The 22,322-nt window shown below is 70.4% G+C and carries 23 protein-coding genes, 1 tRNA gene and 1 pseudogene; 10 read left to right on the top strand and 15 right to left on the bottom strand.

All coding sequences use genetic code 11. The annotated features are described in order from the left end of the window. Nucleotides 1–372 precede the first annotated feature (372 nt). Both ABD691_RS06395 and ABD691_RS06390 read left to right on the top strand, forming a co-directional pair. Nucleotides 373–1,086: a hypothetical protein gene (locus tag ABD691_RS06395; RefSeq protein WP_344678491.1), complete on the top strand. Its 714-nt coding sequence runs from the start codon at nt 373–375 to the stop codon at nt 1,084–1,086. Between the two features lie 54 nt (nt 1,087–1,140). Further along, nucleotides 1,141–1,644, top strand: a complete 504-nt coding sequence (locus ABD691_RS06390; RefSeq protein ID WP_344678489.1) for a hypothetical protein — start codon at nt 1,141–1,143, stop codon at nt 1,642–1,644. Between the two features lie 342 nt (nt 1,645–1,986). Here the strand turns inward: ABD691_RS06390 and ABD691_RS06385 are convergent. The 3 genes from ABD691_RS06385 to ABD691_RS06375 all read right to left on the bottom strand — a co-directional run bounded on the left by ABD691_RS06385 (nt 1,987) and on the right by ABD691_RS06375 (nt 2,734). Next, a tRNA-Val gene (locus ABD691_RS06385) sits at nt 1,987–2,061 on the bottom strand. A gap of 99 nt (nt 2,062–2,160) precedes the next feature. After that, nucleotides 2,161–2,361 carry a DUF4177 domain-containing protein gene (locus ABD691_RS06380; RefSeq protein ID WP_344678487.1) on the bottom strand — a complete coding sequence of 67 codons (201 nt, stop codon included), beginning with the start codon at nt 2,359–2,361 and terminating at the stop codon, nt 2,161–2,163. A 73-nt stretch (nt 2,362–2,434) separates the two neighbouring features. Continuing rightward, nucleotides 2,435–2,734: an SH3 domain-containing protein gene (locus ABD691_RS06375; RefSeq protein ID WP_344678486.1), complete on the bottom strand. Its 300-nt coding sequence runs from the start codon at nt 2,732–2,734 to the stop codon at nt 2,435–2,437. 366 nt (nt 2,735–3,100) lie between these two features. Here ABD691_RS06375 and ABD691_RS06370 point away from each other — a divergent pair, with 366 nt between their 5' ends. Together ABD691_RS06370 and ABD691_RS06365 are read left to right on the top strand one after the other, a co-directional pair. Further along, on the top strand, nt 3,101–3,619 hold the full coding sequence (locus ABD691_RS06370; RefSeq protein WP_344678485.1) for a sigma-70 family RNA polymerase sigma factor: 519 nt from the start codon (nt 3,101–3,103) through the stop codon (nt 3,617–3,619). Next, nucleotides 3,619–4,533, top strand: a complete 915-nt coding sequence (locus ABD691_RS06365; RefSeq protein WP_344678484.1) for an NsdA family TPR-like regulatory protein — start codon at nt 3,619–3,621, stop codon at nt 4,531–4,533. The genes ABD691_RS06370 and ABD691_RS06365 overlap by 1 nt, the downstream gene beginning before the upstream one ends. 59 nt (nt 4,534–4,592) lie before the next feature. Here ABD691_RS06365 and ABD691_RS06360 read toward each other — a convergent pair whose 3' ends face one another. Beyond that, nucleotides 4,593–5,813, bottom strand: coding sequence for an NADP-dependent isocitrate dehydrogenase (locus tag ABD691_RS06360; protein WP_344678483.1), 1,221 nt, complete (start codon nt 5,811–5,813; stop codon nt 4,593–4,595). 244 nt (nt 5,814–6,057) lie between these two features. On the opposite strand from ABD691_RS06360, the gene ABD691_RS06355 reads away from it, so the two are divergent. From ABD691_RS06355 to ABD691_RS06345, 3 genes are all read left to right on the top strand, one after another. Then, nucleotides 6,058–6,894, top strand: coding sequence for a metal-dependent hydrolase (locus tag ABD691_RS06355; protein ID WP_344678482.1), 837 nt, complete (start codon nt 6,058–6,060; stop codon nt 6,892–6,894). 92 nt (nt 6,895–6,986) lie between these two features. Continuing rightward, nucleotides 6,987–7,406, top strand: a complete 420-nt coding sequence (locus ABD691_RS06350) for a hypothetical protein (protein WP_344678481.1) — start codon at nt 6,987–6,989, stop codon at nt 7,404–7,406. A 57-nt stretch (nt 7,407–7,463) separates the two neighbouring features. Then, the gene (locus ABD691_RS06345) at nt 7,464–7,658 is read left to right on the top strand and encodes a DUF1918 domain-containing protein (RefSeq protein ID WP_344678480.1); all 195 of its coding nucleotides are present in this window, start codon (nt 7,464–7,466) and stop codon (nt 7,656–7,658) included. A gap of 22 nt (nt 7,659–7,680) precedes the next feature. Here the strand turns inward: ABD691_RS06345 and ABD691_RS06340 are convergent, their stop codons facing one another. Then, nucleotides 7,681–8,361, bottom strand: a complete 681-nt coding sequence (locus ABD691_RS06340; protein ID WP_344678479.1) for a TetR/AcrR family transcriptional regulator — start codon at nt 8,359–8,361, stop codon at nt 7,681–7,683. Nucleotides 8,362–8,455: 94 nt separating this feature from the next. Here ABD691_RS06340 and ABD691_RS06335 point away from each other — a divergent pair, with 94 nt between their 5' ends. Together ABD691_RS06335 and ABD691_RS06330 are read left to right on the top strand one after the other, a co-directional pair. Next, entirely contained in the window at nt 8,456–9,484 is a 1,029-nt protein-coding gene (locus ABD691_RS06335) for a zinc-binding dehydrogenase (RefSeq protein WP_344678478.1), read from the top strand. Nucleotides 9,485–9,562: 78 nt separating this feature from the next. Further along, a complete protein-coding gene (locus ABD691_RS06330; RefSeq protein ID WP_344678477.1) occupies nt 9,563–10,399 on the top strand; it encodes a DUF4253 domain-containing protein in 837 nt (278 codons plus the stop codon). A 98-nt stretch (nt 10,400–10,497) separates the two neighbouring features. On the opposite strand, the gene phnE is transcribed toward ABD691_RS06330, so the two are convergent. The 10 genes from phnE to ABD691_RS06280 form a co-directional block, all read right to left on the bottom strand. Next, on the bottom strand, nt 10,498–12,165 hold the full coding sequence (gene phnE / locus ABD691_RS06325; RefSeq protein ID WP_344678476.1) for a phosphonate ABC transporter, permease protein PhnE: 1,668 nt from the start codon (nt 12,163–12,165) through the stop codon (nt 10,498–10,500). Further along, nucleotides 12,162–12,941: a phosphonate ABC transporter ATP-binding protein gene (phnC, locus tag ABD691_RS06320; protein WP_344678474.1), complete on the bottom strand. Its 780-nt coding sequence runs from the start codon at nt 12,939–12,941 to the stop codon at nt 12,162–12,164. Before phnC ends, phnE begins: the two co-directional genes overlap by 4 nt. Then, nucleotides 12,938–13,852, bottom strand: coding sequence for a phosphate/phosphite/phosphonate ABC transporter substrate-binding protein (locus tag ABD691_RS06315; protein ID WP_344678473.1), 915 nt, complete (start codon nt 13,850–13,852; stop codon nt 12,938–12,940). Before ABD691_RS06315 ends, phnC begins: the two co-directional genes overlap by 4 nt. A 23-nt stretch (nt 13,853–13,875) precedes the next feature. Further along, nucleotides 13,876–14,547, bottom strand: a complete 672-nt coding sequence (locus ABD691_RS06310) for a phosphonatase-like hydrolase (protein WP_344678472.1) — start codon at nt 14,545–14,547, stop codon at nt 13,876–13,878. Then, the gene (locus ABD691_RS06305) at nt 14,544–15,659 is read right to left on the bottom strand and encodes a TIGR03364 family FAD-dependent oxidoreductase (protein ID WP_344678471.1); all 1,116 of its coding nucleotides are present in this window, start codon (nt 15,657–15,659) and stop codon (nt 14,544–14,546) included. The genes ABD691_RS06310 and ABD691_RS06305 overlap by 4 nt, the downstream gene beginning before the upstream one ends. A gap of 128 nt (nt 15,660–15,787) precedes the next feature. Next, nucleotides 15,788–16,558 carry a GntR family transcriptional regulator gene (locus ABD691_RS06300; protein ID WP_344678470.1) on the bottom strand — a complete coding sequence of 257 codons (771 nt, stop codon included), beginning with the start codon at nt 16,556–16,558 and terminating at the stop codon, nt 15,788–15,790. A gap of 19 nt (nt 16,559–16,577) precedes the next feature. After that, a complete protein-coding gene (locus ABD691_RS06295; RefSeq protein ID WP_344678469.1) occupies nt 16,578–16,868 on the bottom strand; it encodes a DUF3017 domain-containing protein in 291 nt (96 codons plus the stop codon). Nucleotides 16,869–16,873: 5 nt separating this feature from the next. Further along, nucleotides 16,874–17,722 carry a bifunctional methylenetetrahydrofolate dehydrogenase/methenyltetrahydrofolate cyclohydrolase gene (locus ABD691_RS06290; protein WP_344678468.1) on the bottom strand — a complete coding sequence of 283 codons (849 nt, stop codon included), beginning with the start codon at nt 17,720–17,722 and terminating at the stop codon, nt 16,874–16,876. A 6-nt stretch (nt 17,723–17,728) separates the two neighbouring features. Further along, the gene (locus ABD691_RS06285) at nt 17,729–18,709 is read right to left on the bottom strand and encodes a DMT family transporter (RefSeq protein WP_344678467.1); all 981 of its coding nucleotides are present in this window, start codon (nt 18,707–18,709) and stop codon (nt 17,729–17,731) included. After that, entirely contained in the window at nt 18,706–19,953 is a 1,248-nt protein-coding gene (locus tag ABD691_RS06280) for an MFS transporter (RefSeq protein ID WP_344678466.1), read from the bottom strand. Before ABD691_RS06280 ends, ABD691_RS06285 begins: the two co-directional genes overlap by 4 nt. Before the next feature lie 321 nt (nt 19,954–20,274). Here ABD691_RS06280 and ABD691_RS06275 point away from each other — a divergent pair. Then, nucleotides 20,275–22,322, top strand: a pseudogene (locus ABD691_RS06275) (hypothetical protein); the annotation flags it as partial.

The following is a 22,322-nucleotide window of genomic DNA, read 5'->3' as shown; positions in this document are numbered from 1 at the left end:
GTCGGCCGTCGGCGGCGCTGGAGATGGTCGACCAAGTCCGTCAAGCCGTGCTGATCACGTTTCTCCGTCGCGGGCACCGTCCATCGATGTCACCGATGTCGTTGAGACATCGCAGCCAGGTAGGCGTTCTTGTTTAAGACCAGCACTCCGGGCCTTGTTACCCCGTTCGTTTGCCCTCGATTACCAACGGTGCCGCCTTCAAGGTGCTGCCACCCGGTCGCTATTACCCGTCCGCGATGGCGAGCACGAAGGACTTACCATAATTGACCAACAACGCCGGTCAACCCAATGGTTGACATTATTGCACCTTCAGCCACCCCTGGTTACCCTCATAATTGCTCCACTCGCAGCGAAATTATCATAGGAGTCGCAATGGTGGAATATCACCCCAACATCATCATTCCGCAGCCCGACGTAGATGAAATGTACAATAATAATTATTCCCTATATATGATGCGGGCCGTAGAAGCCACGAGCACCGATCAAGCGAAGCCCGCAGTTTGGCGGTCATACGACAGAAGTCATATCACGCATCAAATGGACCCGTGGTGGACGGAGACCTACAACCTCTACACTCGCCCAAAGGTGGTTCCAGAAGTGGGCCAGGGAATTGACAACTACACTCCGTACACCAAGCTGAACTTGAAGGACTTGCTGAGAATTTTCCGCGAAAACGCGACCGGAGACATCTATTCAGGACAGGCGCCGGACGGATCGCTCACCGTCGACAACGAGGTGAGGGAAAGCAAATTCTCGTGCGGCCTGTGCACGCTGGACGAGGCCGGCGAAGTTAAGCCTTACAACGCATTTCCGAGCAACGGGATCTCCGCTATCACCTTTACGCCGATCGTCAAGTTCATCGCCTTTTTCGCAACGGAGACGATAAATGAGGGAACCGTGCTGGTGACGACGAACACCGGTGGAGCGATCATCGATTTCACCGGCTCCAAAGTCACCAAGCACATCGCAAACTTCTCCCTCGGAGACGGCTGGTCGCCCGATAAGACGGATCCGGGAAACTGGCTAACGCCCATCCCGGCTGGTGACGTCACCAAGTATCTCATCGTCAGGACCAATGCAGGTTGAGATGCTCCTCCCATCTCCTTGATGGGCGTCAAGCGATGAGAAGGGTGATCCTGGATGGCATGGGTACTTGCAATCACGTCGGCACTGCTTGTGTCCTTTATGCCGATATCGACGCCCGGAGCAAACGCCGCAGATTCTCCTGGGTCATCCTTCTCCGCGCCACAAGTCGAGCCGCCTTTCCTCGGTGGAGCATGGCGAATCGAGAACGAAAGGGCGGAAGAAGTGCAGGTCGACTCGACCGATGTGACATGCGTCTACCACGACCAAGGAGGCTCCAGCGTGCCGTCAGGGACGGTCACGCCCGAAGGAAGCCTTCCGCCGGGGCCTGACGCGTGGTATTACATCGAGAAGATCGGCACAGGATCCTGCGCCCAGGTCGCCGGAACGCTTACCGTGCACTTCAGCACGCACTCCGAATCCGGTATTCGCAGGGTAATCGGTCATATTCAAGTCGAATGCAGTGCGACCGGCACTTGGACAATTCCCTTCAACAGCAATCCGAACTACATCAAGGCGAACGTGCACAACGGTAAGAGAATCAGCATCATAGTCCTTTGACTGCTTGAAGTCCCTGTAGTGTTCAGCGCGGCGGAGGTCGTGCTGTCACAACCAGCTCCGTTCGCCCCACGTGTCACCAGCTGCCACGCGCAGTTCGCTTTGTCGCCACAACATGTGCGTCGTAGCCTCGTCGAGGGTGACGATGCGCCATGCCGCAGTCTTCAACACGCGGGCAAGCTGCGATACGGAATAGGTCATAGCAGGGGGAGTCGGCGCCCCGCCTTGGCCAGGGCAGCCGCGAAAATCTCGAAACTTTCACGAGTGTGCTGCCCACACCACAGCATCTGATCAGCCAGTGGCCACGCGACGAGGTCTGCCCTTTAGCTGACCTGCACGAATCTTTGGTGCGCGATACTGGGATTGAACCAGTGACCTCTACCGTGTCAAGGTAGCGCTCTCCCACTGAGCTAATCGCGCCTGTTCTGCGCCTATTCTGCGCCTATTCAGTTGTGCCGGGCGGCGACCGCCGGCTCCGCCAAGGGTAGCGGAGCGGTGATCGCCGCCCGGCACCCGGGGTCAGGCCGGGCGCTCGAACGTCACGAGCAGGCCCTCGACGCCGCCGGGGCCGAGGCGGCCCTTGACGTCGGCGCCGGTGATCGCCTTGAGCTGCCAGCCCTGCGCGGCGTGTTCGTTGAGCACCCGTTCGAGCTTCTCGCCGGACATCTTGCCGCCGAGCCACTTCTCCCGGAGCTCCACGACCTTGTACTGGTAGGGCATCGAATTCCCCCGATTCCGCGCGGTTGGTCTTCCGCCCGGGCAAACGAACCGGGCCGGAGCGCGGTTCCGGCGGTCAGCAGCTGCTGCCCGGCGCCGGGGTGACGAACTCGTCGGACACCCAGCGGCCGCCGCCGAGGTCGCGGAAGCCGTCGACCACGGTCGCCGTGCCGGTGACCTGCTCGCCGCCGGTGAGCGAGCCGACCTGGGGCTCGCCGACCGCCGGCCCGCCGCGGACGTTGAGCACGTCGGCGGTCACCTGGAACCGGCAGGGCTCCGGCCGCTTCAGGAACCCGCCCGCGTGGCCGCTGGTCAGCCAGACGAACACCAGCACCGCGCCAATCCCGTACAACACCGGCTTTCCCAGACCGAACATGATGTTCCTCCTGGTCATGAGGCACATCCAGCTTCACCGGCCGGGATCCGCGCCGGAAGGCCCGCGCCCCCGGTTCAGCGCGTCGGGGGTCGCCCACACGCGCGGGGTGTGCGGTCGGTCAGCACCCGGTTCGAACGCACCGCCGATGTCACCTTTCGCGGCCGCGAGCCCTGTTACACGTGAAGTGCTCGCAACCGGGAAGGGAACAACGATGCAGGAGTTGGTCGAACTCTCCTCGGCGGTGGCTGCGGTGCTGGCGCTCCGCGCGGTCCTCGTGCACCACGCGCGGATCTCCTCCGAGCGCGAGCGGCGGAAAACGATCACTGCGGCACTGAACGGGATGCCGAGCGGAGGAGAGATCGTCGCGTGGGGAGCCGAGGAGCCAGTGCTCGTGGTGCGCACGGGGTGCGAGCCGCCGAGGAATCGTTCGAGCAGTTCTACCGGGACTGCCGCCCCAGGATCTGCGCGGTCCTGGCGTCGATGACCGACGACACCAGGTACGTCGAGGACGCCGCGCAGGAAGCCCTGGTGAAGACGCGCGAACTGTGGTCCAGGATCCGGGGCTACGACAAGCCCGAGGCGTGGACGATCAAGGTGGCCGTGCGGCTCATGCGAGCCTGGCAGGCACGCGACCTGCGCCAGACCGCACTCACCGAAGACGCGGGCTCGCACCGCGGCCCGGCCGAGGAGGCCGCGGGCCGCCTCGACCTGCACGCGGCGATCCGGCGGCTGTCGGACGGCAACGCCGCAGCGGTCAACCTGCACCTGCTCGGCTACTCCACAGCGGAGATCGCCGGGATCCTCTGCGTGGAGGTCGACGCGGTCAAGACTCGGCTCAGCCGGTCGCGGAAGGCACTGAAGGCCCTGCTCAGCGAGGAGGAGTGATGAGCGACGAGGTCCTGCGCCTGCTCGCCGCGGACGAGCTCGCCTACCTGGCCGGGGAGAAGTACGAACGCCTGGGCGACCTCCGCGGCGCGGCGAGCCAGTTCCGCATCGCCGCCGAGAACGGTCTCGGCGACGCCGCCGACCGGCTCGCCCGGCTCCACCGCAAGAGGCTCCCGAGCCGGGACGACGACGAGGAACGGCGCGCACAACGGCGTTTCCTCGCCCACGCCGCAGCCGCGACCATGGGCGTGCAGTTCGAGTCGGAGGGCCCGTGGCTGCCGCCCTCGGATCTGCATCCGCTGCCGGTGACCGAAGAGGACGTGGCGGATCTGGAGAAAGCGGCGTCGCTGCTGGCCGAAGTGGTCGCGGCCGACGGCTGGCGGGCGGTCGTCGTGGCCGAGGTCAGCTGGGGCGAGCACCTGATCGGATCCGACGGCGCGGACGAACACGGCCGTCGCCTGCTCGCCGTGGTGGGGGAACTGCACAACCTCGCCGGGTGGGCGGCCTTCGACGACGGGGAGCTGGCTTCCACTCGGGCGCACTTCCTGCGAGCGATCAGCCTGGCCCACCAGAGCGGTTACTCCTACCTGCTCCTCAGCGTGCTCTACCGGATGGGCCGGGTGTACTTGTACGTGCAAGTCCCGCACGAGTCGCTCAAGTGCTTCCAGCTCGCGCAGATCATCGGCCAGGAGCTGGACTGCCCGGTCGAGCTGGCCATAATCAACTGCAACGAGGCATGGGCCTACGGTCAGCTCGGACATCCCGACCAGGTCACCAAGATGATCCGGCGCATGCACGACGAGTTGGAGCGCCTGGCGTTCGACGGCGACGCGTTCCGCACAGCGTTGCGCCGTCTCTCACCTGGCGAACACACCGACGCCGGCTCCCTGGCCGAGCTGCTGGCCTGCTCCTGAAACGCGAAAACGCCGCCCCCAGCGGGTGGGAGCGGCGTCAGCGTCGGCTTGGACCGGGGTCAGCGGTCGGCCATCTTCTTCTGCAGGTTCTCGTCCAGCGTGGCCAGGAACTCCTCGGTGGTCTGGAAGCCCTGGTCGCCACCGACCAGCAGCGCGAGGTCCTTGGTCATCCTGCCGCTCTCGACGGTCTCGATGACGACCTGCTCCAGCGCCTCGGCGAAGCCGACGACCTCGGGGGTCGAGTCCAGCTTGCCGCGGTGCTGCAGACCGCGGGTCCAGGCGAAGATCGAGGCGATCGGGTTGGTCGAGGTCGGCTTGCCCTGCTGGTGCTGGCGGTAGTGCCGGGTGACCGTGCCGTGCGCGGCCTCGGCCTCCACCTTGCCGTCCTCGGTCATCAGCACCGAGGTCATCAGGCCCAGCGAGCCGAAGCCCTGCGCGACCGTGTCGGACTGGACGTCACCGTCGTAGTTCTTGCACGCCCAGACGTAGCCGCCCTCCCACTTCATCGCGGTGGCGACCATGTCGTCGATGAGCCGGTGCTCGTAGGTCAGGCCCTTGGCGTCGAAGTCGGCCTTGTACTCGTTCTCGAAGACCTCTTCGAACACGTCCTTGAACACGCCGTCGTAGGCCTTGAGGATCGTGTTCTTGGTGGACATGTACACCGGGTAGCCGCGCTCCAGGCCGTAGCGGAACGAGGCGCGGGCGAACTCCTCGATGGAGCGCTTGTAGTTGTACATGGCCATCGCCACGCCGCCGTCCTCGCCGAACTTGGCGACCTCGAACTCCAGCGGCTCGCCGCCGTCGTCCGGGGTGTAGGTGACGGTCACGGTGCCCGGGCCGGGGACCTTGAAGTCGGTGGCCTTGTACTGGTCGCCGTGGGCGTGACGGCCGATGACGATCGGCTTGGTCCAGGTCGGTACGTACCGCGGGATGTTGGAGATGACGATCGGCTCGCGGAAGATGACACCACCGAGGATGTTGCGGATGGTCCCGTTCGGGCTCCGCCACATCTTCTTCAGGCCGAACTCCTCCACCCGGGCCTCGTCCGGGGTGATGGTGGCGCACTTCACGCCCACGCCGTGCTTGGCGATGGCGTTCGCGGCGTCGACGGTGACCTGGTCGTCGGTGGCGTCACGGTGCTCGATGCCGAGGTCGTAGTAGTCGAGGTTGATGTCCAGATAGGGGTGGATCAGCTTGTCCTTGATGAAGGACCAGATGATCCGCGTCATCTCGTCGCCGTCGAGCTCGGCGACGGTGCCCTGGACCTTGATCTTGCTCATGTGGCGGGGTGCTCCTCTCGCGAGAATGCAAGCGGTACAAGCGTACTGCTAACGGGGTCGATTCTCCCACCCGGTCGTGGCGGAACGTGGCGAATCACGCGGTCCCGCCGAACGGCCGGATCACGCGGCCCCGCCGAACCGCCCAGAAACCCGGACCGACCGCACCCGGCCCCACCGCGCCTCCCTCACACGGGAAGATCTTCTTCTACGCTCGACCCTCGAACAGGTGATCGGAGGAGGGCCCATGGCGACGGGACCAACGCATGCGATGAGCGGGCTGGCCGCGTGGGCGGCGGTGACCACGCTCGCAGACACCCATGCGATCGGCCAGTTAACCCCCAAGACCTGGGTCGTCGGCGCGACCCTGTCGGCCGGGGCCGCGCTGCTGCCCGACATCGACCACCCCAAGTCGACGGTGGCCAGCACCTTCGGCGCGGTCTCGCGCGGCGTCTCGGCCGCCATCAGCGGCTTCAGCGGGTTCACCTACCGCCTCACCCGCACCAAGCGCGACAGCGACCGGGACGGCACCCACCGCGGCTTCACCCACACCATCGTCTTCGCCGTGCTCGCCGGGCTGCTCACCACCGCGATCGTGCAGTCCAGCGCCGGGACCGCGCTGGCCGTCCTGATGTTCTTCTTCGCCGGCCTGGCGGTGCGCGGCCTCATGCACAACTGGAGCTCGCGCAAGGACGCGATCCTGATCACCGCCGCCTCGCTGGTGCTGACCCTGGCCTGCTGGGCGTGGGCCGGGGACCAGCCGACCAACGCCGCCGCGTTCGGGGTCGCGGTGATGATCGGCTGCGTGGCGCACTTCATCGGCGACGCCATCACCGAGCAGGGCTGCCCGATGCTGTGGCCGGTCCCGCTCGGCGGCAAGACCTGGTACCCGGTGGCTCCGCCGAAGGCACTGCGCATGCGCACCGGCGGCAGGGTGGAGATGGTGCTGGTCGGCCCCGGTCTGACCATCGTGGCGGTGGTGCTCAGCTCGGTCGTGCTCTACCGGGTGGGGGCCGCGCCCTGGCTCGCCCAGCTGGACCTGCCGCCCGAGGTGATGGCCTGGATCAACCCGGCACCGGAGTGATGATCCGGCAAAACGCCCATCCGGGCCGCGAGTGCCGATAGGGTGACGAAAGTCGGAAGCACCAGGCGCCGACTTCGCAGACCGGAGGAACGATGCGAGCCCGAATCAGGTTGGCGGTGGCGGCGGTCGCGCTGCCGCTGCTGGGCGCTCTGGCCGCGTGCGGCGAGCTCCAGCAGGGGGCGCAGGAGGCCCAGGACGGGATCCAGCAGGCGCAGGAGGACCTGGACGCCGGAGCCGCGTGCGTGCAGGCGATCAACATCGCGAGCTTCATGCCCAACTTCGCCGACCCGCAGCAGGCCCAGGCCGACGCCCAGGCCAAGGTCGAGGAGATCCGCAAGCTCGCGGAGCAGACCAGCGACCAGGCCCTCAAGCAGAACCTGATCGACGTGCAGTCTTCGGTGGAGCGCGTCGCCAACGGCGAGGTGACCCTGGAGTCCAGCGCCCAGTGGATCGGCACCCAGCTGGAGAAGTACGAGCAGGTCACCACCACCTGCTCCAAGGTCGGCGGCTGACGACCGCTGCGCGATGTGGTGCCGGTCACTTAGCCTGGTGGCGCGGAGGTGATGGCCATGAAGGCTGCTGTTGGTGACCGGCTGCACGTGCACAGCAAGCACATCGACGAGGCCGACCAGACCGGCGTGATCAAGGAAGTGCGCGGACCGGACGGTGCGCCGCCGTACGTCGTCCGCTTCAAGGACGGGCACGAGAGCCTCGTCTACCCCGGCGGCGACTGCGAGATCGAGAAGCCCCAGGAGCAGGCGTGACCTTCCGGCCCGCGGGCCGGTCTCATTCCCAGGGCTGGTGGAGCAGGTTTTCGATCTCCGATCGGTACAGCGGCTCCGGCGAGACGCCCATGCCGCCGAACTGACCCGCGACTTCCAGGCTCACCAGCCCGTGCAGCCTCGTCCACGCCAGCACGGCGCGGCGCAGGACCGCGGGCGGTGCCGGCGGCTCGCCGCGCCGCTCCCGCCAGGCCACCAGCTCGCGGTCCGGCGCCGCGCGCCCCGACGGCAGGTCGGCAGGCGCGAGCGCCACGACCGCCTCCAGGATCGTCCGCATCGACCGGTCGGCCAGTTCGAAGGTCAGCTCCGGGGCACGGTAACCGGGAACCGGCGTCCCGAACAGCAGCAGGTACCGGTGCGGCTGCTCCAGCGCCCACGCCCGGAACCGCAGCGCCACCTCGCGGAAGCGGGTGGCCGGCGCCTTGCGGCGGTGGGCGTGCGCCGCCGCCTCCAGCGCTTCGGCGAGGTCCCGGTAGCCGTCCGTGACCAGTTCGGTGAGCAGCGCGTCCCGGCCCTCGAAGTACCGGTAGAGGGCGGGACCGGTCACGCCCATCCGCTTGGCGATCGCGTTCACCGAGATCCCGGACGGCCCTGACTCCGCGAGCTGTTCGAGCGCGACCCGCTTCGCCTCGTTCCTGGTCTGCTCCCGGAACCGCTCGCGCGGACTGCGCGGTGCCTCGTTCATCCGGCGCTCCCTCCGCTTGACACCGCCACCGTAACAGCTCCATATTTGAGTTAGAATATCTAACACTCGTAACTGCTTCTCATGAGGAGTTGCCATGCCGACCGAGATCGTCCTCACCGGCCTGGGCGGGCCCGAGGTCGTCACCGCCCGCGAGGCCGCCGAGCCGGTGCCGGGACCGCACGGGGTCGTGGTGCGGACCGAGGCGGCCGGGGTCGCCTTCGCCGAGGTCCAGATGCTGCGGGGCCGCTACCCCGCCCAGCCGAAGTTCCCGTTCGTGCCGGGTTACGACCTGGTCGGCGAGGTCGTCGCGGTCGGCGGCGCGGTGACGTCGGTCCGGGTCGGCCAGCGCGTCGCCGCGATGCCGCGCACCGGGGCGTGGGCGGACTACGTCGAGGTCCGGGACCGCGACGTGGTCCCGGTGCCGGACGACGTCGACGCCGCCGAAGCGGTCGCCGTGGTGCTCAACGGCGTCACCGCCTGGCAGCTGCTGCACCGCGCCGCGAAAGTTCACAGTGGACAAACGGTGCTGGTGCACGGCGTCGGCGGTGGTGTCGGGACGCTGCTCGCCCAGCTCGGCGCGCTGGCGGGCGTCCGCGTCATCGGCACCGCTTCGGCCTCCCGGCACAAGGTGCTGCGCCCGCTCGGCGCGGAACTCGTCGACCACCGCACCGAAGACGTCCCGGCCCGCGTCCGCGAACTGGCTCCGCGCGGTGTCGACGCGGTCTTCGACCCGCTCGGCGCCGAGAGCCTGGACCGGTCCTGGGAACTGCTCGCCCCGGGCGGAACCCTGGTCAGCTACGGCAGTTCGGCCACCATGCACGACGAGGGCCCGTGGTGGACGCCCTACCTCCGCGTGGTCCGGCGTCTCGCGGTGTGGGAGCTGCTCCGGCTGCTCGGCCGGACAGGTGGAAGGCGTGCCCGCATGTACTACGTCCGGACGAACCCTGACTACACGAAAGACCTCTCCGAGCTGCTCCGGCTCGTCTCCAGTGGACGGTTGCGCCCGCTGATCGGACGCCGGATGGCGTTGCGGGACGCGGCAGAAGCCCTGGCCACGCACATGTCGGGGCGGGTGACCGGCCGGATCGTGCTGGTGCCCGACCACTCCGGTGCGCCAAGCTGATCAGCGCGAGCCCGCGCGGATGCCGCGGCGGACAGCTCCCTAAAGTGGGCGGCGAGCGGTCGGCGAGGAGGCGGTGAAATGTTGCGAGAAGACTGGCACGCGGGGTCGGCGGCCGATCTGCCCGCCGTTTTCGGCATCGGGGGCGCGCTGTCGGTCCCGCTGCCGCCCGGCGAGATCCTCACCGACCAGTCGCCCGGCCAGGACGAACCCGCCCCGCTGTGCTGGATCAGCACCGAACCGCCGTCCCCGCACCTGCTCGCCGCGCTGCGCACCGACCACGAGCGCACCGGGCTGTGGCCGCTGCTGCTGTGCGACAGCAACGAGGTCTACGGCGACCGCTGCACCGTCGGGATCGTGCCGCCGGAGCCCGCCGAGCACATCGAGCGCTGGCACGCCGCCGACGTCATGGCCCGGATCTGGGACGGCCTGGTGCAGGCCGAGGACGACCTCGGGCCCGCCTACGAGCTGGAGGTGCTGGAGCCGTTCGGCTACGACTGCCCCGGCCCGGCCCCGTCCGGGAACCTGCTGGCGGACCCGGACATCCTGGCCAACCAGCAGGTTCCGAGGTTCGTCGACGACGAGACCAGGCTGGCCCTGGTGCCGGTGCCGCGCGGGGCGGACGTGCTGGCCACGCTCGGCTGGTCCGGCGCGGCCAACCACGTCTCGCGCACCGCGGGCCTGGCCGCGATGGCCCGCAGCTGGGAGGAGCGCTTCGGCGTCCGCCTGCTCCGGCTGGGCCCGGACCGGCTGGACCTCAGCGTCGCCGCACCCCCGCAGGAGCACGACCACGCGACGGCGGTCGCGGCCGAGCACTGGGCGTTCTGCCCGGACCGCATCCTCCAGGAGTCCGGCAGCATAGCCGCCTACGCCCGCGAGATTCGGGGTCGTAGGACTTGGTCGTTTTGGTGGGACTGAAGGCGCCAGATGGCGCCTTCAGCGGCCGAAGGCCATCCGCCCCCAGGCGGATCATCTTTAAACCCGCCCCCGCCCACTCACCCCACTCTCCCCCCCACTCACCTCAACAACCGCCGCAACCAAACAGCCAGCAGCTCGACGACGAGCACAACGGCGAAGGTGAGCAGCAGAACCGTTGTCACGACGCCGAATTCGAGCACCCGCGACGCGTTGAGCAGGTAGTACCCGATCCCGCCGGCGCCGACGAGCCCGAGCAGCGTCGCGGACCGGATGTTGGTGTCGAGCTGGTACAGCACGTGCGCGACGAAGGCGGGCGCGGCCTGCGGCAGCGTCGCGGCGAAGAAGACCTGGACCCGGCTCGCGCCGGTGGCCCGCAGCGCGCGTTCCTTGCCGCGGTCGACCTCCTCCAGCGAGTCCGCGACCAGTTTCCCGAGCAGTCCCACCGATCCGACGCCGAGCGCGAGCGCGCCTGCGACCGGGCCGAGTCCGGTGATCACCACGAACACGATCGCCAGCACCAGTTCCGGCACGCCCCGGACCAGCAGCACCACCCCGCGGAAGAACTTCGCCACCAGCGGTGACGGAGCGACGTTGGCCGCCGCGAGCGCGCCGACCGGCAGCGAGAGGACCGCGCCGATCAGCGTCGCCGCCAGCGCGATCTGCACCGTCACGAGCAGTTCGGACAGCAGTTCCGGCAGGATGCCGCCGGTTTCCGGCGGCAGGAACAACGCCAGCGTGGGGCCGAACTCCGCGATCCCGCGCACCAGCTGTCCCGGCGACAGCTCCGCGCCCCAGATCGAGGCCGCCACGACCAGCGCCGTGATCAGCCAGTACACCGCCCGCCGAACCCGCGCGAACGTCCACGGTGGACTGATGCGCCCGGCCGACGGCACCGGGCGGCGCCGCACCCGGACGCGGCGGCGGTCCTCGCTTCGCCCGATCAGCGCGGTGCGGATGCCACCGGAGACGATCTCGACCGCCACGCACAGGCCGAAGACCACCGACGCCAACGCGATTCCGCGCTGGTAGTCCAGGGTGCGCAGGGAGTCGGCGATGGCCTGGCCGAGCCCGCCGACGCCGACGAATCCCAGCACGACCGAGACCCGCAGGTTGATGTCGAGCCGGTGCAGGGAGGTCGCCACGAACGACGGCAGCACCTGCGGGAGCACCCCGCTGACCAGTTGCTGGAACCGCGAGCCGCCCGCCGCTCGGATCGCGGTGCGCGGCCCCTCGTCGATCTGCTCGACGGCGTCGGCGTAGAGCTTGCCGATCATGCCGATCGAGTGCAGGCCCATCGCGAGCACACCGGTCAGGCCGCCGAAGCCGAACAGCCGGAAGAACACGATCGCCAGCACCACGTCCGGCACCGCGCGGGCCAGCACGACCACCGCCCGCGCGCCGTAGCGGCTGCTCGCGCCCAGCGCGGTGTTGCTCGCCGCCAGCACCGCCACCGGAACGCTGATCAGCGAAGACAGCAGCGTCGCGCACACCACGATCGCCAGCGTCTGCCCGGACAGCGCGAGCAGTTCGGCCATCGGCGGGAAGTCCAGCGGGAAGGTGCGGGAGGCGAAGTCCGCCGCGTTCCCGACGCCGTCCACGAAGGTCGCGACGTTGAGCCGCAGGTCGGCGAACGACCAGACCGCCGCGGCCTGCAGCGCGAGCGCCACCAGCCCCGCCGCCGTGCCACGCGCGCTCGGGCGCGCCAGCGTCCGGGGCCGGGTGGTCCGCTCAGGCCCGGCGCGCGCGATGTCCACTGTGGTCGTCACGGCCCCACCCCCGAGAGCTCGCTGCCGACCTTGGAGTAGATCGACATCGCCTCCTCGCGGCTGAGCCCGTGCACCGGCGTGTCCAGCACGACCCGGCCCGAGCGCAGGCCGACGATCCGGTGTCCCCAGCTCAGCGCCAGGTCGACCTGGTGCAGGCTGCACACCACGGTCAGCCCGTCCTCCCGGCCGATCTCGGCGATCAGGTTCATCACCTGCGCCGCCGAGTCCGGGTCCAGCGAGGCCACCGGTTCGTCGGCGAGCAGGATCTCCGGGCGCTGCAACAGCGCCCGCGCGACCGCGACCCGCTGCTGCTGCCCGCCGGAGAGGGTGTCGGCCCGCTGCATGGCCTGGTCGGCGAGCCCGACGCGTTCGAGCCGTTCCATCGCCGCGTGCCGGACGCGCCTGGGGTAGGTGAACAGCCCCAGGCGCGGGCCGCGCAGCGTGCCGAGCGCGCCGGTGCAGACGTTCTCCAGCACGGTCAGCGAGCCGACGAGGTGGAACTGCTGGAACACGAACCCGACCCGCCGCCGCAGCGACCGCAGCTCCGAGCCGCGCAGCCGCCCGACGTCGCGGCCGAGCACCGTGACGGTGCCGGAGGTCGCGCGCTGGAGGCCGTCGACGTGCCGCAGCAGCGTCGACTTGCCCGAGCCGGAAAGCCCCAGCAGGACCAGCAGCTCGCCGGCGCCGACCCGCAGCGACACCTCGTCGAGCGCCCGCACGCCGCCGTCGAACGCCTTGCTCACCCGGTCGAAACCGACGACGGGCTCCTCGCTCACTGGCACTGCTTGTCCCTCGTCGCTTCGCAGACGTTGCGGATGCCGTTGTAGAAGGCGTCGTCCACCGGCGCGTAGCCGAAGCCGCCGATGTCACCGATCTTGCAGTCGCCCTGGCAGAACCCGTTGGCGCGCAGGTAGTCGGCGTTGGCCTTGTCCCGCAGCGCGGCGGTGATCTTGTCCCGCAGCTGCGGTTCGAGCTCGTCGCTGATCGCGATCGGCGAGCCAGGCACGGTCTCGGACTTCCAGACCGTGCGCAGCTCGCCCGGCTTGAGCTGGCCCTTCTCGATCAGCTGGGTGTCCACTGTGGCGTTCTGCGCGAAGCCGGCGTCGCAGTCGCCCTTGGCCACCGCCAGCGCCGACGAGTCGTGGCCGCCCGCGAAGACCGGCTGGATGTCGGTGTCCGGGTTGATGCCCGCCCTGAGCAGGCCGGCCTTCGGGTACAGGTAGCCGGAGGTGGAGGTCGGGTCGACGAAGCAGACCTTCTTGCCGCGCAGGTCGGCGAGCCCGTTGATGCCGGAGTCCGGTCGGGTGATGCCGTAGGAGAAGTACCCGGGCTCCTCGCCCTTCTCCTCGACCTGGCCGGCGACCGCGGTCGTGGCGACGCCCTTGGTCCTGGCCAGCACGTAGGAGAACGGCCCGTACTGGGCGATGTCGATCTTCCCGGCGCGCTGGCCCTCGATGACGGCGGCGTAGTCGGTGGCCTGCTGGAACCGGACCGTGCGGCCGGTCTCCTTCGACAGCATGTCCAGCACCGGCTGGTAGCCGGCCTGCAGGCTGGTGGACTCCTCGCTGGGGATGGAGGCGAAGACGAGCTCGCCGGAGTCCGCACCGCCCTGGTCGGCCGCGCTCGGGCCGCAGCCCGAGAGCAGCAGGGCCACCGCGGCGAATCCGGCCATTCGGCTGAGGCGCATGGCAGAGGTTCTCCTGATCATTTTCAGTCCTGAGTGGACAGGATTCCGGGGAGGTCGCGGATGGATTCGATGACGTGGGTGGCACCGGCCTCGGCGAACTCGCCTCGTCCGTGCGCACCGGTGAGCACCCCTGCGACGACCGAAGCCCCGGCGCGGAGCCCGGCGCGGACGTCGTAGGCGGTGTCCCCGACGACGGCGACTTCGCGCACGTCGTCGATGCCCTGCCGCAGCAGCGCGGTGAGCACCATGTCCGGGTGGGGCCTGCCCCGCCCGGCCTGGGCGGGGGTCAGCGTCAGGTCGGACAGGTCGCGCCAGCCCAGCGCGTCGAGGATCTGCCGCTGGGTGGTCTCGGAGAAGCCGGTGGTCAGCGCGACCTTCACCCCGGCGTCGCGCAGCGCGCGGATGGTGGCGGCGGCGCCGTCGATCTCGGTGCACTGGCCGACCCGCTCGGCGTAGGCGCGCTCGAAGGCCGCATTCGCTTGCTGCGCGCGGGATTCGTCGTCGTCCAGCAGGGTGCGGAACACCGAGATCTTGGACTCGCCCATGGTGCGGCGGACGTGGTCGAGCATCCCCGGGAACGCGGGGTCGGACTCGGCGACGCCGACCTGCGCGACGGCTTCGGTGAACGCCAGCTCCACCAGACCGTCGTCGGCGACCGTGGTTCCGGCCATGTCGAGCACCGCGAGCCGGATCATGCGGCCGGACCGATCTCGCGCAGGGTGTCCTCGGCGATCGCCGGCGAACCGGTCATCCCGCGACCGCCCGGACCGGTCACCAGCCAGACCCCGGGCAGGACCTCCTCGCGGTGCACGACCCGCGAGGAGTCCGCGGTCTGCGCGTAGACCCCGGCCCAGCGGCGGACCACGCGCGGGACCGGCCGCCCGAGCAGTTCTCCGACCCGCTGGACGAGGTGGTCGTACGGGGCCTCCCGCACGTCGAACGAGAACGGCTCGGCGTACTCGTGGGTGTCGCCGATGGTCAGCCCGCCGTCGAGGCGCTGGACCATGAGCAGCTGCATCCCGTTCTCGGCCGCGACCGGCGGCTGCGGCTCGGCGCGGTTCAGCTCGTCGAGCGCGGCGCCCCGGTACGCCGGGTAGTAGCGGAGGCTGTCGCCGTCGGCGATCGAGGTCGGCAGGGTCTCGCCGAGCGGTTCGGTCTGCATCATCTGGAGCCGCACCCGGCGCACCGGCAGCTCCGGCCGGAGCTCGCGCACGAGACCGGACAGCGCCGCGCCCGTGCACAGGATCGTGACGTCGCCTTCGTGGCGTTCGCCGCGGTCGTCGCGGACCCAGCCCTCGCCGACCTCGCGGATCTCCCTGCCGGGAAGCCAGGTGTAGCGCCCGGTCTTCGCGAGGTGCGCGCGGAGCGCGGGCTGCGCGGTTCGCGGTTCGACCGCTCCATCGCGCTCGCACCACAGCGCGGCCTTGAAGTCGCCGCGCAGCACGGGGTTCAGCGCTCGGGTTTCCGCCGCGTCGAGCAACTTCGTGCCGCGTGCGGACAGGTCCGTCATGCCTTCGGCAACAGCGACCTCGGCGTCGGTGCGCAGCAGCGTCAGCGAGCCGTTCGGGCGGAAGCCGACATCGGGCACGTCCGCACCGATGCGCTCCCACGCTTCGCGGGCCCGCAGCGCGAGGTCCAGGTCCTCGCCCGGCTCCCGGCCGCTGACCCACACCAGGCCGAAGTTGCGGACCGACGCGCCCCGCGCTTCCGGCTCCCGCTCGATTTGCACCACGTCGTGGCCGTTTTCCAGGGCGCGCAGCGCGTGCATGGTGCCCAGCACGCCGCCGCCGACAATCAGAACTCGCACGGCGCATACCGTCACCGGCTCCGGCGAACGGCCCGTGCAAGCCGTACGAATCGGAAGTGAACAGGGAACTAAGGACTAGATCAGTTATCTGTTCGTAACTTTTTGGGGACGACGCTTGCGGCAGCAGCTCAGCCGCGGGCTCTGAGGCGGGTGGCGAAGCTGAAGCGGTCACCCCGGTAAAGCGAGCGCACCCGCTCGATCGGCTCGCCCTCGGGCGTCCAGGAAACGCGGTGCAGCAGGATCATCGGCGTCGCCGGGTTCGTGCCGATCAGCAGCGCCTCGCGGGGCGTGGCCAGGACCGTCTCGATCCGCTCCTCGGCCTCGCCGAACACCACGCCCAGCTTCTCCCGCAGGAACGCGTACAGCGAACCGCTCGCGTCGAACTCCCCCAGCAGTTCCGGGAACCGCTCCCGCGGCAGGTAGCTCGACTCCAGCCCGACGCGCTCGCCGTCGGCCAGCAGCACCCGTTCCAGGTGCACCACCTCGCCGCCGGGTTCCAGCCCCAGGTCCTCGGCGAGCTGCGCGTCGGCGGGCATCGGTTCGGCGGTGATCACCGTCCGGCCGGGCTCGATGCCCTGCGCCCGCATCCCCTCGGTGTAGCTGACCAGCGCCAGCGGTTGCAGCAGCTTCGGCGGGGCGACCACGGTCCGGCTGCCGTGCCTGCGGATGAGCCTGCCCTCCAGGACAAGCTCGCCGACGGCCTGCCGCAGCGTCACCCGCGACACCCCGTAGCGCTCGGCCAGCTCCCGTTCGGCAGGCAGCGGCGCGCCTTCGCCGAGCTCCTCGATCAACGCCAGCAGTTCGGTCTTCGCCGCGTAGTAGCGCGGAATCCGGCCGTGCTCGGGGATGCCCGCCCGCACCGGCTCACCCGCCCGATGCGGCGGAACTTCTTCGTGCACGGGGAGAAAGCCTATGCCGCTACACCGGACCGCGGGTAATCGTCATCGCCACCAGGACGATCATCACGCCGAACCCGCTGTAGAGCAGGATGTCGACCGCCCGGCTGCGGATCGCCAGCAGACCGGCCTGCTCGGTGGTGAGCAGCACCCGCAGCGCCGCCGCGATCAGCAGCGCGCCGCCGATGAGCACCGACCCCTGTCGCCAGTGCTGCATCGCGATGCGCAGGAACCCGATCAGCGCCACCAGCACGATCACCGCGAACGGCCAGTGCACGGACAGCCGCGAATTCCCACCGGACCGTCCGGTCATCGGTGTCACCCCTCGTCCTCGGCGGCTTCGACGACGTTGGTCAGCAGCATCGCCCGGGTCATCGGGCCGATCCCGCCCGGGTTGGGCGACAGGAAACCCGCCACCTCGGCGACGTCCGGGTGCACGTCCCCGGCCAGCCCGGAGTCGGTGCGCGTCACGCCGACGTCGAGCACCGCCGCGCCCGGCCGCACCATGTCGGCGGTGATCAGGTGCGGCTTCCCGGCCGCCGCGACCACGATGTCGGCGCGGCGGACCTCCTCGGCGAGGTCCTTCGTCCCGGTGTGGCACAGCGTCACGGTCGCGTTCTCGCTGCGCCGCGTCAGCAGCAGGCCGATCGGGCGGCCGACGGTGATGCCGCGGCCCACGACTGCCACCCGCGCTCCGGCGAGCGGCACGTCGTAGCGGCGGAGCAGCTCGACGATGCCGCGCGGCGTGCAGGGCAGCGGGGCCGGTTCGCCGAGCACCAGCCTGCCGAGGCTGGTCGGGTGCAGGCCGTCGGCGTCCTTCGCCGGTGCGATCCGCTCCAGCACCGGGCCCGCGTCGAGGTGGTCCGGCAGCGGGAGCTGCACGATGTAGCCGGTGCAGGCGGGGTCCGCGTTCAGCTCGTCGATGACCGACTCGACGTCGGCCTGGGTCGCGTCGGCGGGCAGGTCTCGGCGGATCGAGGTGATGCCGACCTTCGCGCAGTCGTTGTGCTTGGCGCGCACGTACGAGCGGGACGCCGGGTCGTCACCGACCAGCACCGTCGCCAGACCCGGTGTCCGGCCGCGCTCGGCGAGCCGGGCGACCCGGGGCCGGAGCTCCTCGTAGATCGCGTCCTTGGTGGCCTTGCCGTCCAGAATCGTCGCGCTCACGACTGCTCATCGTGGCAGATCGCGCGGGGGCCGCAGCTTCCGGTCCGGCATCGCGGCGACGCCGACCGCGACGAGCGTGAGCCCCACGCCGACCACCGTCGACACCGGCACGGTCGTACCCGGCGACGGCACGACGACGTCGAGCAGCAGCGCCCCGACCAGCTGCCCGGCGATCATGCCCAGGGCGAGCACCAGCACCCCGGTGTAGCGCACGAGCGCGACCGAGCCACCGATGACGAAGATCCCCAGGAATCCGCCGACGTAGAGCCAAGGTTCGGGCGGCAGCTCGGCGGGCAGCCCGCGCACCGCGACCTCGACGGCGAACGCAAGCAGCAACGCGCAGGTCCCGATTCCGAAGTTCACGGTCGAGGCCAGCACCGACGACCGCGCGGTCTGGCGCACCCGCCCGTTGACCGCCGCCTGCCAGCTCAGCCCGATCCCGGCCAGCGCGGGCAGCAGCACCAGCCAGTCCGCCCGCGAGGTGCCCAGCTGCGCCGACACCGCGATCAGCACGGCCACGACCGCCAGCGCCGCACCGAGCAGCCGGGGCGTCGTCACGCGCTGCGGCCCGGCGGGCCCGAGCCCGAGCCGGTCGACGACCAGCCCGCTGCCGACCTGCCCGGCCACCACGGTGATCGTGAACAGCGCGACGCCCAGCACCTGCGCGGTCATGCTCTGCGTGAACACGAGGTAGCCGCCGCACACCCCACCGAGGCACTGCCACCAGCGCAACCCCTGGTCCGACCGGATCTGCGCGACCACCCGCCGCGCCCCGAGCCGCGCCGACGGGATCGCGGTGGCACACCCGACCAGCACGACCAGCCCGGCACCGAAGGACACGACCGCGGCCGCGATCGGATCGTCCAGGCGCGCCCCGAGCGCGCCGTTGATCCGGGCCTGGATGGAAAGCAGCACCCCCACCGCGGTCGCGCCGGCCATGCCGAGGATCCGGTGCAGCGGGTTGACCGCCTGCGTCGTGGTCGTCACGTGCGGGCAGTCTCCTCCGGCCTGCCCGCCGCGCGCGATCCTCGGACGCTGTGACGTGCGACAAGTCCGACCGCGAGCAGCGCGGCCACGCCGCCGATCGCCGCGGAGGCGGCCGGTCCGGACGAATCGAGCATCCAGCCCGAAACCGGCGAGGCCACCGTGACTCCTGCCGTGGTCGCGGTGGTGAACCAGCCGAACGCCTCCGACCGGCGGTCGGCGGGCGCGAGCTCGGCCAGCGTGCCGTTGATCGCGGCGAGCAGCGGCGCGATCGCCATGCCGCCGAGCAGCAGGATCGCGCCGACCAGCCACGGGGACGCCGGGTCGCTGACCGGCGGCAGCGCGGGCACCAGCGCGAGGATGCCGATCGCGGTCAGCAGCCCGCGGACCCACACGCGCGGGCGACCCGCGACGGCACCCATCAGCAGCCCGCCCACCAGCGACCCGATCGCCCAGGCCGCGGCCAGCACGCCCGCCAGTTCCGGTGTTCCGCGGTCGCGGGACCAGCCGACCAGCAGCAGGTCGACCGACACCAGCGCGCCCACCACGACCGCGCCGAACCCGAGCAGCGGCACGAATCCCGGCAACCTGAACAGCGATCCGCCGCTCTGGCCGTCGCCCCCGGTCCGCTCGGGCGCGTTCCGCAGCCCCGCCCGCCACAGCACGGCGGCGAAGATCGCGGGCCCGATCACCGACATGGCCGCGCACAGCAGCGTCGCGACCACCGGGCTCCAGAAGGCGACCGCCGAAGCGGCGAGGATCGGCGCCACCACGAACAGCAACTCCTGCAGGGTCGCCTCGACGGCGTAGGCCGCCTCGCGGGCAGGGCCGTCGGTGATCCGGGGCCACATCCCCCGGCCGATCTGGGTGACCGGCGGGTGCGCGAGCCCGGTCAGCAGGCCGATCGGCAGCAGCAGCCACCACAGCGACGGGTCGAGCGGGCCGTCCTTCCTGCCCAGCAGCGCGATCAGCACCAGGCCGGTCCCGTACAGCGCGCCGGTGGTCAGCAGCAGCTTCGGCGCGGAACTGCGGTCGGCGGCCCGGCCGCGCACCGGACCGGCGACGCTCTGCCCGACGGTGAGCGCCGCGCTTACCACGCCGCCCGCGGTGTAGGAACCGGTCCAGTCGGCGATCAGGAAGGTCATCACCATCGCGATCGCCGGCATGTGCAGCCTGCCGAGCAGGCTGGACAACATCAGGGCGGAGGCGTGGGGGACGGCCGCGAGCAGCCGGTAGGGGCGCAGCACGGACTCACTCTGCCTTCTGGGACGGGCGTGCCGCTACCGCGTTTCGCGGGGGTGGGCCATCCGGCCGAACCCGGTGGTCAGACCGCTCGTCGCGCGCCGCCGACCGGCCGCGGAATCCCACCTGGTGGTGTGATGTCGCCGGAGCCGCCGCACCGGCAGGCTTGGACGTCGCCGAGAACCGAAGTTGATCTCGACCGCCGTTCGTGTGCTGGGACAACGGAACGGAACTGGTACAGCGAACCCACGGGGCGCACCCCGTCGAGTAGCGTCTGGTGCGGGGTGGGGTCGGTGGGCCCGGTCGAGAGGGGGAGGATGTCACCCATGTCGCGTCCGACAGCGATCAGTCCGGAAGAGCAGGAGCAGGCAGCCCGCAGGATCGGGGTGCTGTTGTTACAGGCCGCTCCTGAGGACTGGCAGGAGATCACGGTGGAGTACCGCGCCACCGGTGAGTACCACGACCTGCTGGGTGAGGTCGTCACGCCGGATGGCACCGGCCGGTCCTGGGAACCGCCGGACGAGCTGCGCGAGGTCTTCGAGCAGCTTCGCGACGGCATGTACCGGCCCGAGGTCGGGACCTGGCTCAGCGCGCTCTACGTGGTCGAACGCCCGTCCAGCTACCGAATCGACATCAACTTCGACGCCGAGCCCCGGTGGCAGCGCCCGCTGCCGCGCGCCGCGTACGTCGACGAGCTCCGCCGCTACCCGCGCACGGACGAGAACGTGCCGGACTGGCTGCGGGAGAAGATCGACGGCCGGGACAAGCCGGAAGCCGCGGCTCCCGCCGAGAGCGAAGCACCGGCGGGCTTCCACCCCGCCGAGCCCGGGGTTCCCGAGTCCCCTGCCCGCGAGGCGTCGGGCGCCGGGACGGGCTTCCGCACCGCTGACACGTTCGACGACTTCGACGAGCAGGGCCGCCCGCTGGTCGCGACCCGGACCCCGGTGCCGCCGGAGGAGATCGGGCCGCTGCGCCAGTACCTGGAGAACGCGCCGATCGTGCTCGCCTCCAGGGACAACGAGGAGGACCTGCTCGCACCCGACCGCGCGACCGCGGTCCCGGGCACCTGGCACACCGACGGCGAGTGGCTGTGGCAGGGCGCGGTGGCCTACTACCTCGCGCAGTACGGGGTGCCGCCGGAAGCCGGTCTCGTCGAGCACATCCGGTCCCGCCGGTTCACGCTCTCCGAGGTCAGCGACGAGGTCCGCGACGCCGCGGTGAGCGAGCTGCTCGACCAGCCCGACCACGACGAGCACGACCACGCGGAGCCCGCGCCGGTGACCGAGGAGGGCCCGGCCGAGCCGGTCGTGGAGGAGCTCGAAGCGGCCGAGGGCTCGTGGACCGACGAGCCGGAGCCCGCGGCAGGGCCCGACCCGCAGGAGGTCTTCGCCCGCCTGCACGACAAGTTCGGCGAGTTCGCCGTGGACGGCGACAGCTACCGGATCGGCAGCCACAGCAGCAGCGTCCGCTCGCTGGTGCAGGAGGGCCCGGACTGGATCGTCACGGCGGGCGCCGACGACGAGTTCGGTTCGGACGTCCGGTTCTCCCGGCCCGACCAGGCCGCCGCGTACCTGCTCGGCAGCCTGCTGCTGTCGCGGCCGGTCGCGGCCGACCGCGGTTCTTCGGGTTTCGACGGGCCTTCCGAGCGAGGCGGGCCTTCGGGACTCGGGGGTGCTTCCGATCTCGGCGGGCCCTCCGATCTCGGCGGGTCTTCTGATCTCGGCAGGTCTTCCGAGGACCGCGGATTCGACGGGTCTGAGGACCGTGGGTTCAGCGGCTCCGAGGACCGTGGTTTCGGTGGATCCGAGGACCGCGGCTTCAGCGGGTCCGAGGACCGAAGCTTCGGTGGATCCGAGGACCGCGGTTTCGGCGACTCCGAGGACCGCAGCGCGGTCGAAGCAGGCGGAGCCGCCCACCGTCCCGCCGAGAACGCCCCCGCTGCAGCCGCCGAGGACCGGACCTCGATCACCGAGCCGCCGGTGGCACAGCCCCCGGCGCCCGAACAGCCCCAGTTCGCCGAACAGCCTCAGGTCGCCGAGCAGCCCCAGTTCGCCGAACAGGCCCAGTTCGCCGAGCAGGCCGAACCGCAGAGCAGGGAAGAAGCCGAACCGCGCCGGATCGAGCAGAGCGCGGGCGGCCACTTCCTGTTCACCGCCAATCAGGACAAGGACGCGGCACCGGCCACGGAAAGCACGCCTCCGGCAGAGGAGCCGACCCGGTTCCAGCCCGCTCCGCGGCTGGCCCGCCCGGCGCCGTCGGGCCCGCCGCCTTCGCCGCCCGGAGGGATGCCCGCTCAGGGCGGCCCGCGTCCCGGTGGTCCGGGCGGACCGGCCGGACCCCCCGCGGGCGGTCCGGGCCAGGGCCCGCCGCCGCT

The organism is Saccharopolyspora taberi, assembly GCF_039534165.1.
GTDB lineage: Bacteria > Actinomycetota > Actinomycetes > Mycobacteriales > Pseudonocardiaceae > Saccharopolyspora_D > Saccharopolyspora_D taberi.
The sequence above is the reverse complement of the archived record's forward strand: the minus strand, read 5'-3'. Positions and strand labels throughout refer to the sequence as shown.

What these genes read in the sequence shown, in the direction of transcription:
- ABD691_RS06295 (WP_344678469.1), bottom strand. Translation starts at nt 16,868, where the DNA reads ATGACCGGACGGTCCGGTGGGAATTCGCGGCTGTCCGTGCACTGGCCG.
- ABD691_RS06345 (WP_344678480.1), top strand. Translation starts at nt 7,464, where the DNA reads ATGAAGGCTGCTGTTGGTGACCGGCTGCACGTGCACAGCAAGCACATC.
- ABD691_RS06315 (WP_344678473.1), bottom strand. Translation starts at nt 13,852, where the DNA reads ATGCGCCTCAGCCGAATGGCCGGATTCGCCGCGGTGGCCCTGCTGCTC.
- ABD691_RS06390 (WP_344678489.1), top strand. Translation starts at nt 1,141, where the DNA reads ATGGCATGGGTACTTGCAATCACGTCGGCACTGCTTGTGTCCTTTATG.
- ABD691_RS06395 (WP_344678491.1), top strand. Translation starts at nt 373, where the DNA reads ATGGTGGAATATCACCCCAACATCATCATTCCGCAGCCCGACGTAGAT.
- ABD691_RS06375 (WP_344678486.1), bottom strand. Translation starts at nt 2,734, where the DNA reads ATGTTCGGTCTGGGAAAGCCGGTGTTGTACGGGATTGGCGCGGTGCTG.
- ABD691_RS06340 (WP_344678479.1), bottom strand. Translation starts at nt 8,361, where the DNA reads ATGAACGAGGCACCGCGCAGTCCGCGCGAGCGGTTCCGGGAGCAGACC.
- ABD691_RS06335 (WP_344678478.1), top strand. Translation starts at nt 8,456, where the DNA reads ATGCCGACCGAGATCGTCCTCACCGGCCTGGGCGGGCCCGAGGTCGTC.
- ABD691_RS06365 (WP_344678484.1), top strand. Translation starts at nt 3,619, where the DNA reads ATGAGCGACGAGGTCCTGCGCCTGCTCGCCGCGGACGAGCTCGCCTAC.
- ABD691_RS06355 (WP_344678482.1), top strand. Translation starts at nt 6,058, where the DNA reads ATGGCGACGGGACCAACGCATGCGATGAGCGGGCTGGCCGCGTGGGCG.
- ABD691_RS06350 (WP_344678481.1), top strand. Translation starts at nt 6,987, where the DNA reads ATGCGAGCCCGAATCAGGTTGGCGGTGGCGGCGGTCGCGCTGCCGCTG.
- ABD691_RS06310 (WP_344678472.1), bottom strand. Translation starts at nt 14,547, where the DNA reads ATGATCCGGCTCGCGGTGCTCGACATGGCCGGAACCACGGTCGCCGAC.
- ABD691_RS06360 (WP_344678483.1), bottom strand. Translation starts at nt 5,813, where the DNA reads ATGAGCAAGATCAAGGTCCAGGGCACCGTCGCCGAGCTCGACGGCGAC.
- ABD691_RS06380 (WP_344678487.1), bottom strand. Translation starts at nt 2,361, where the DNA reads ATGCCCTACCAGTACAAGGTCGTGGAGCTCCGGGAGAAGTGGCTCGGC.
- ABD691_RS06330 (WP_344678477.1), top strand. Translation starts at nt 9,563, where the DNA reads ATGTTGCGAGAAGACTGGCACGCGGGGTCGGCGGCCGATCTGCCCGCC.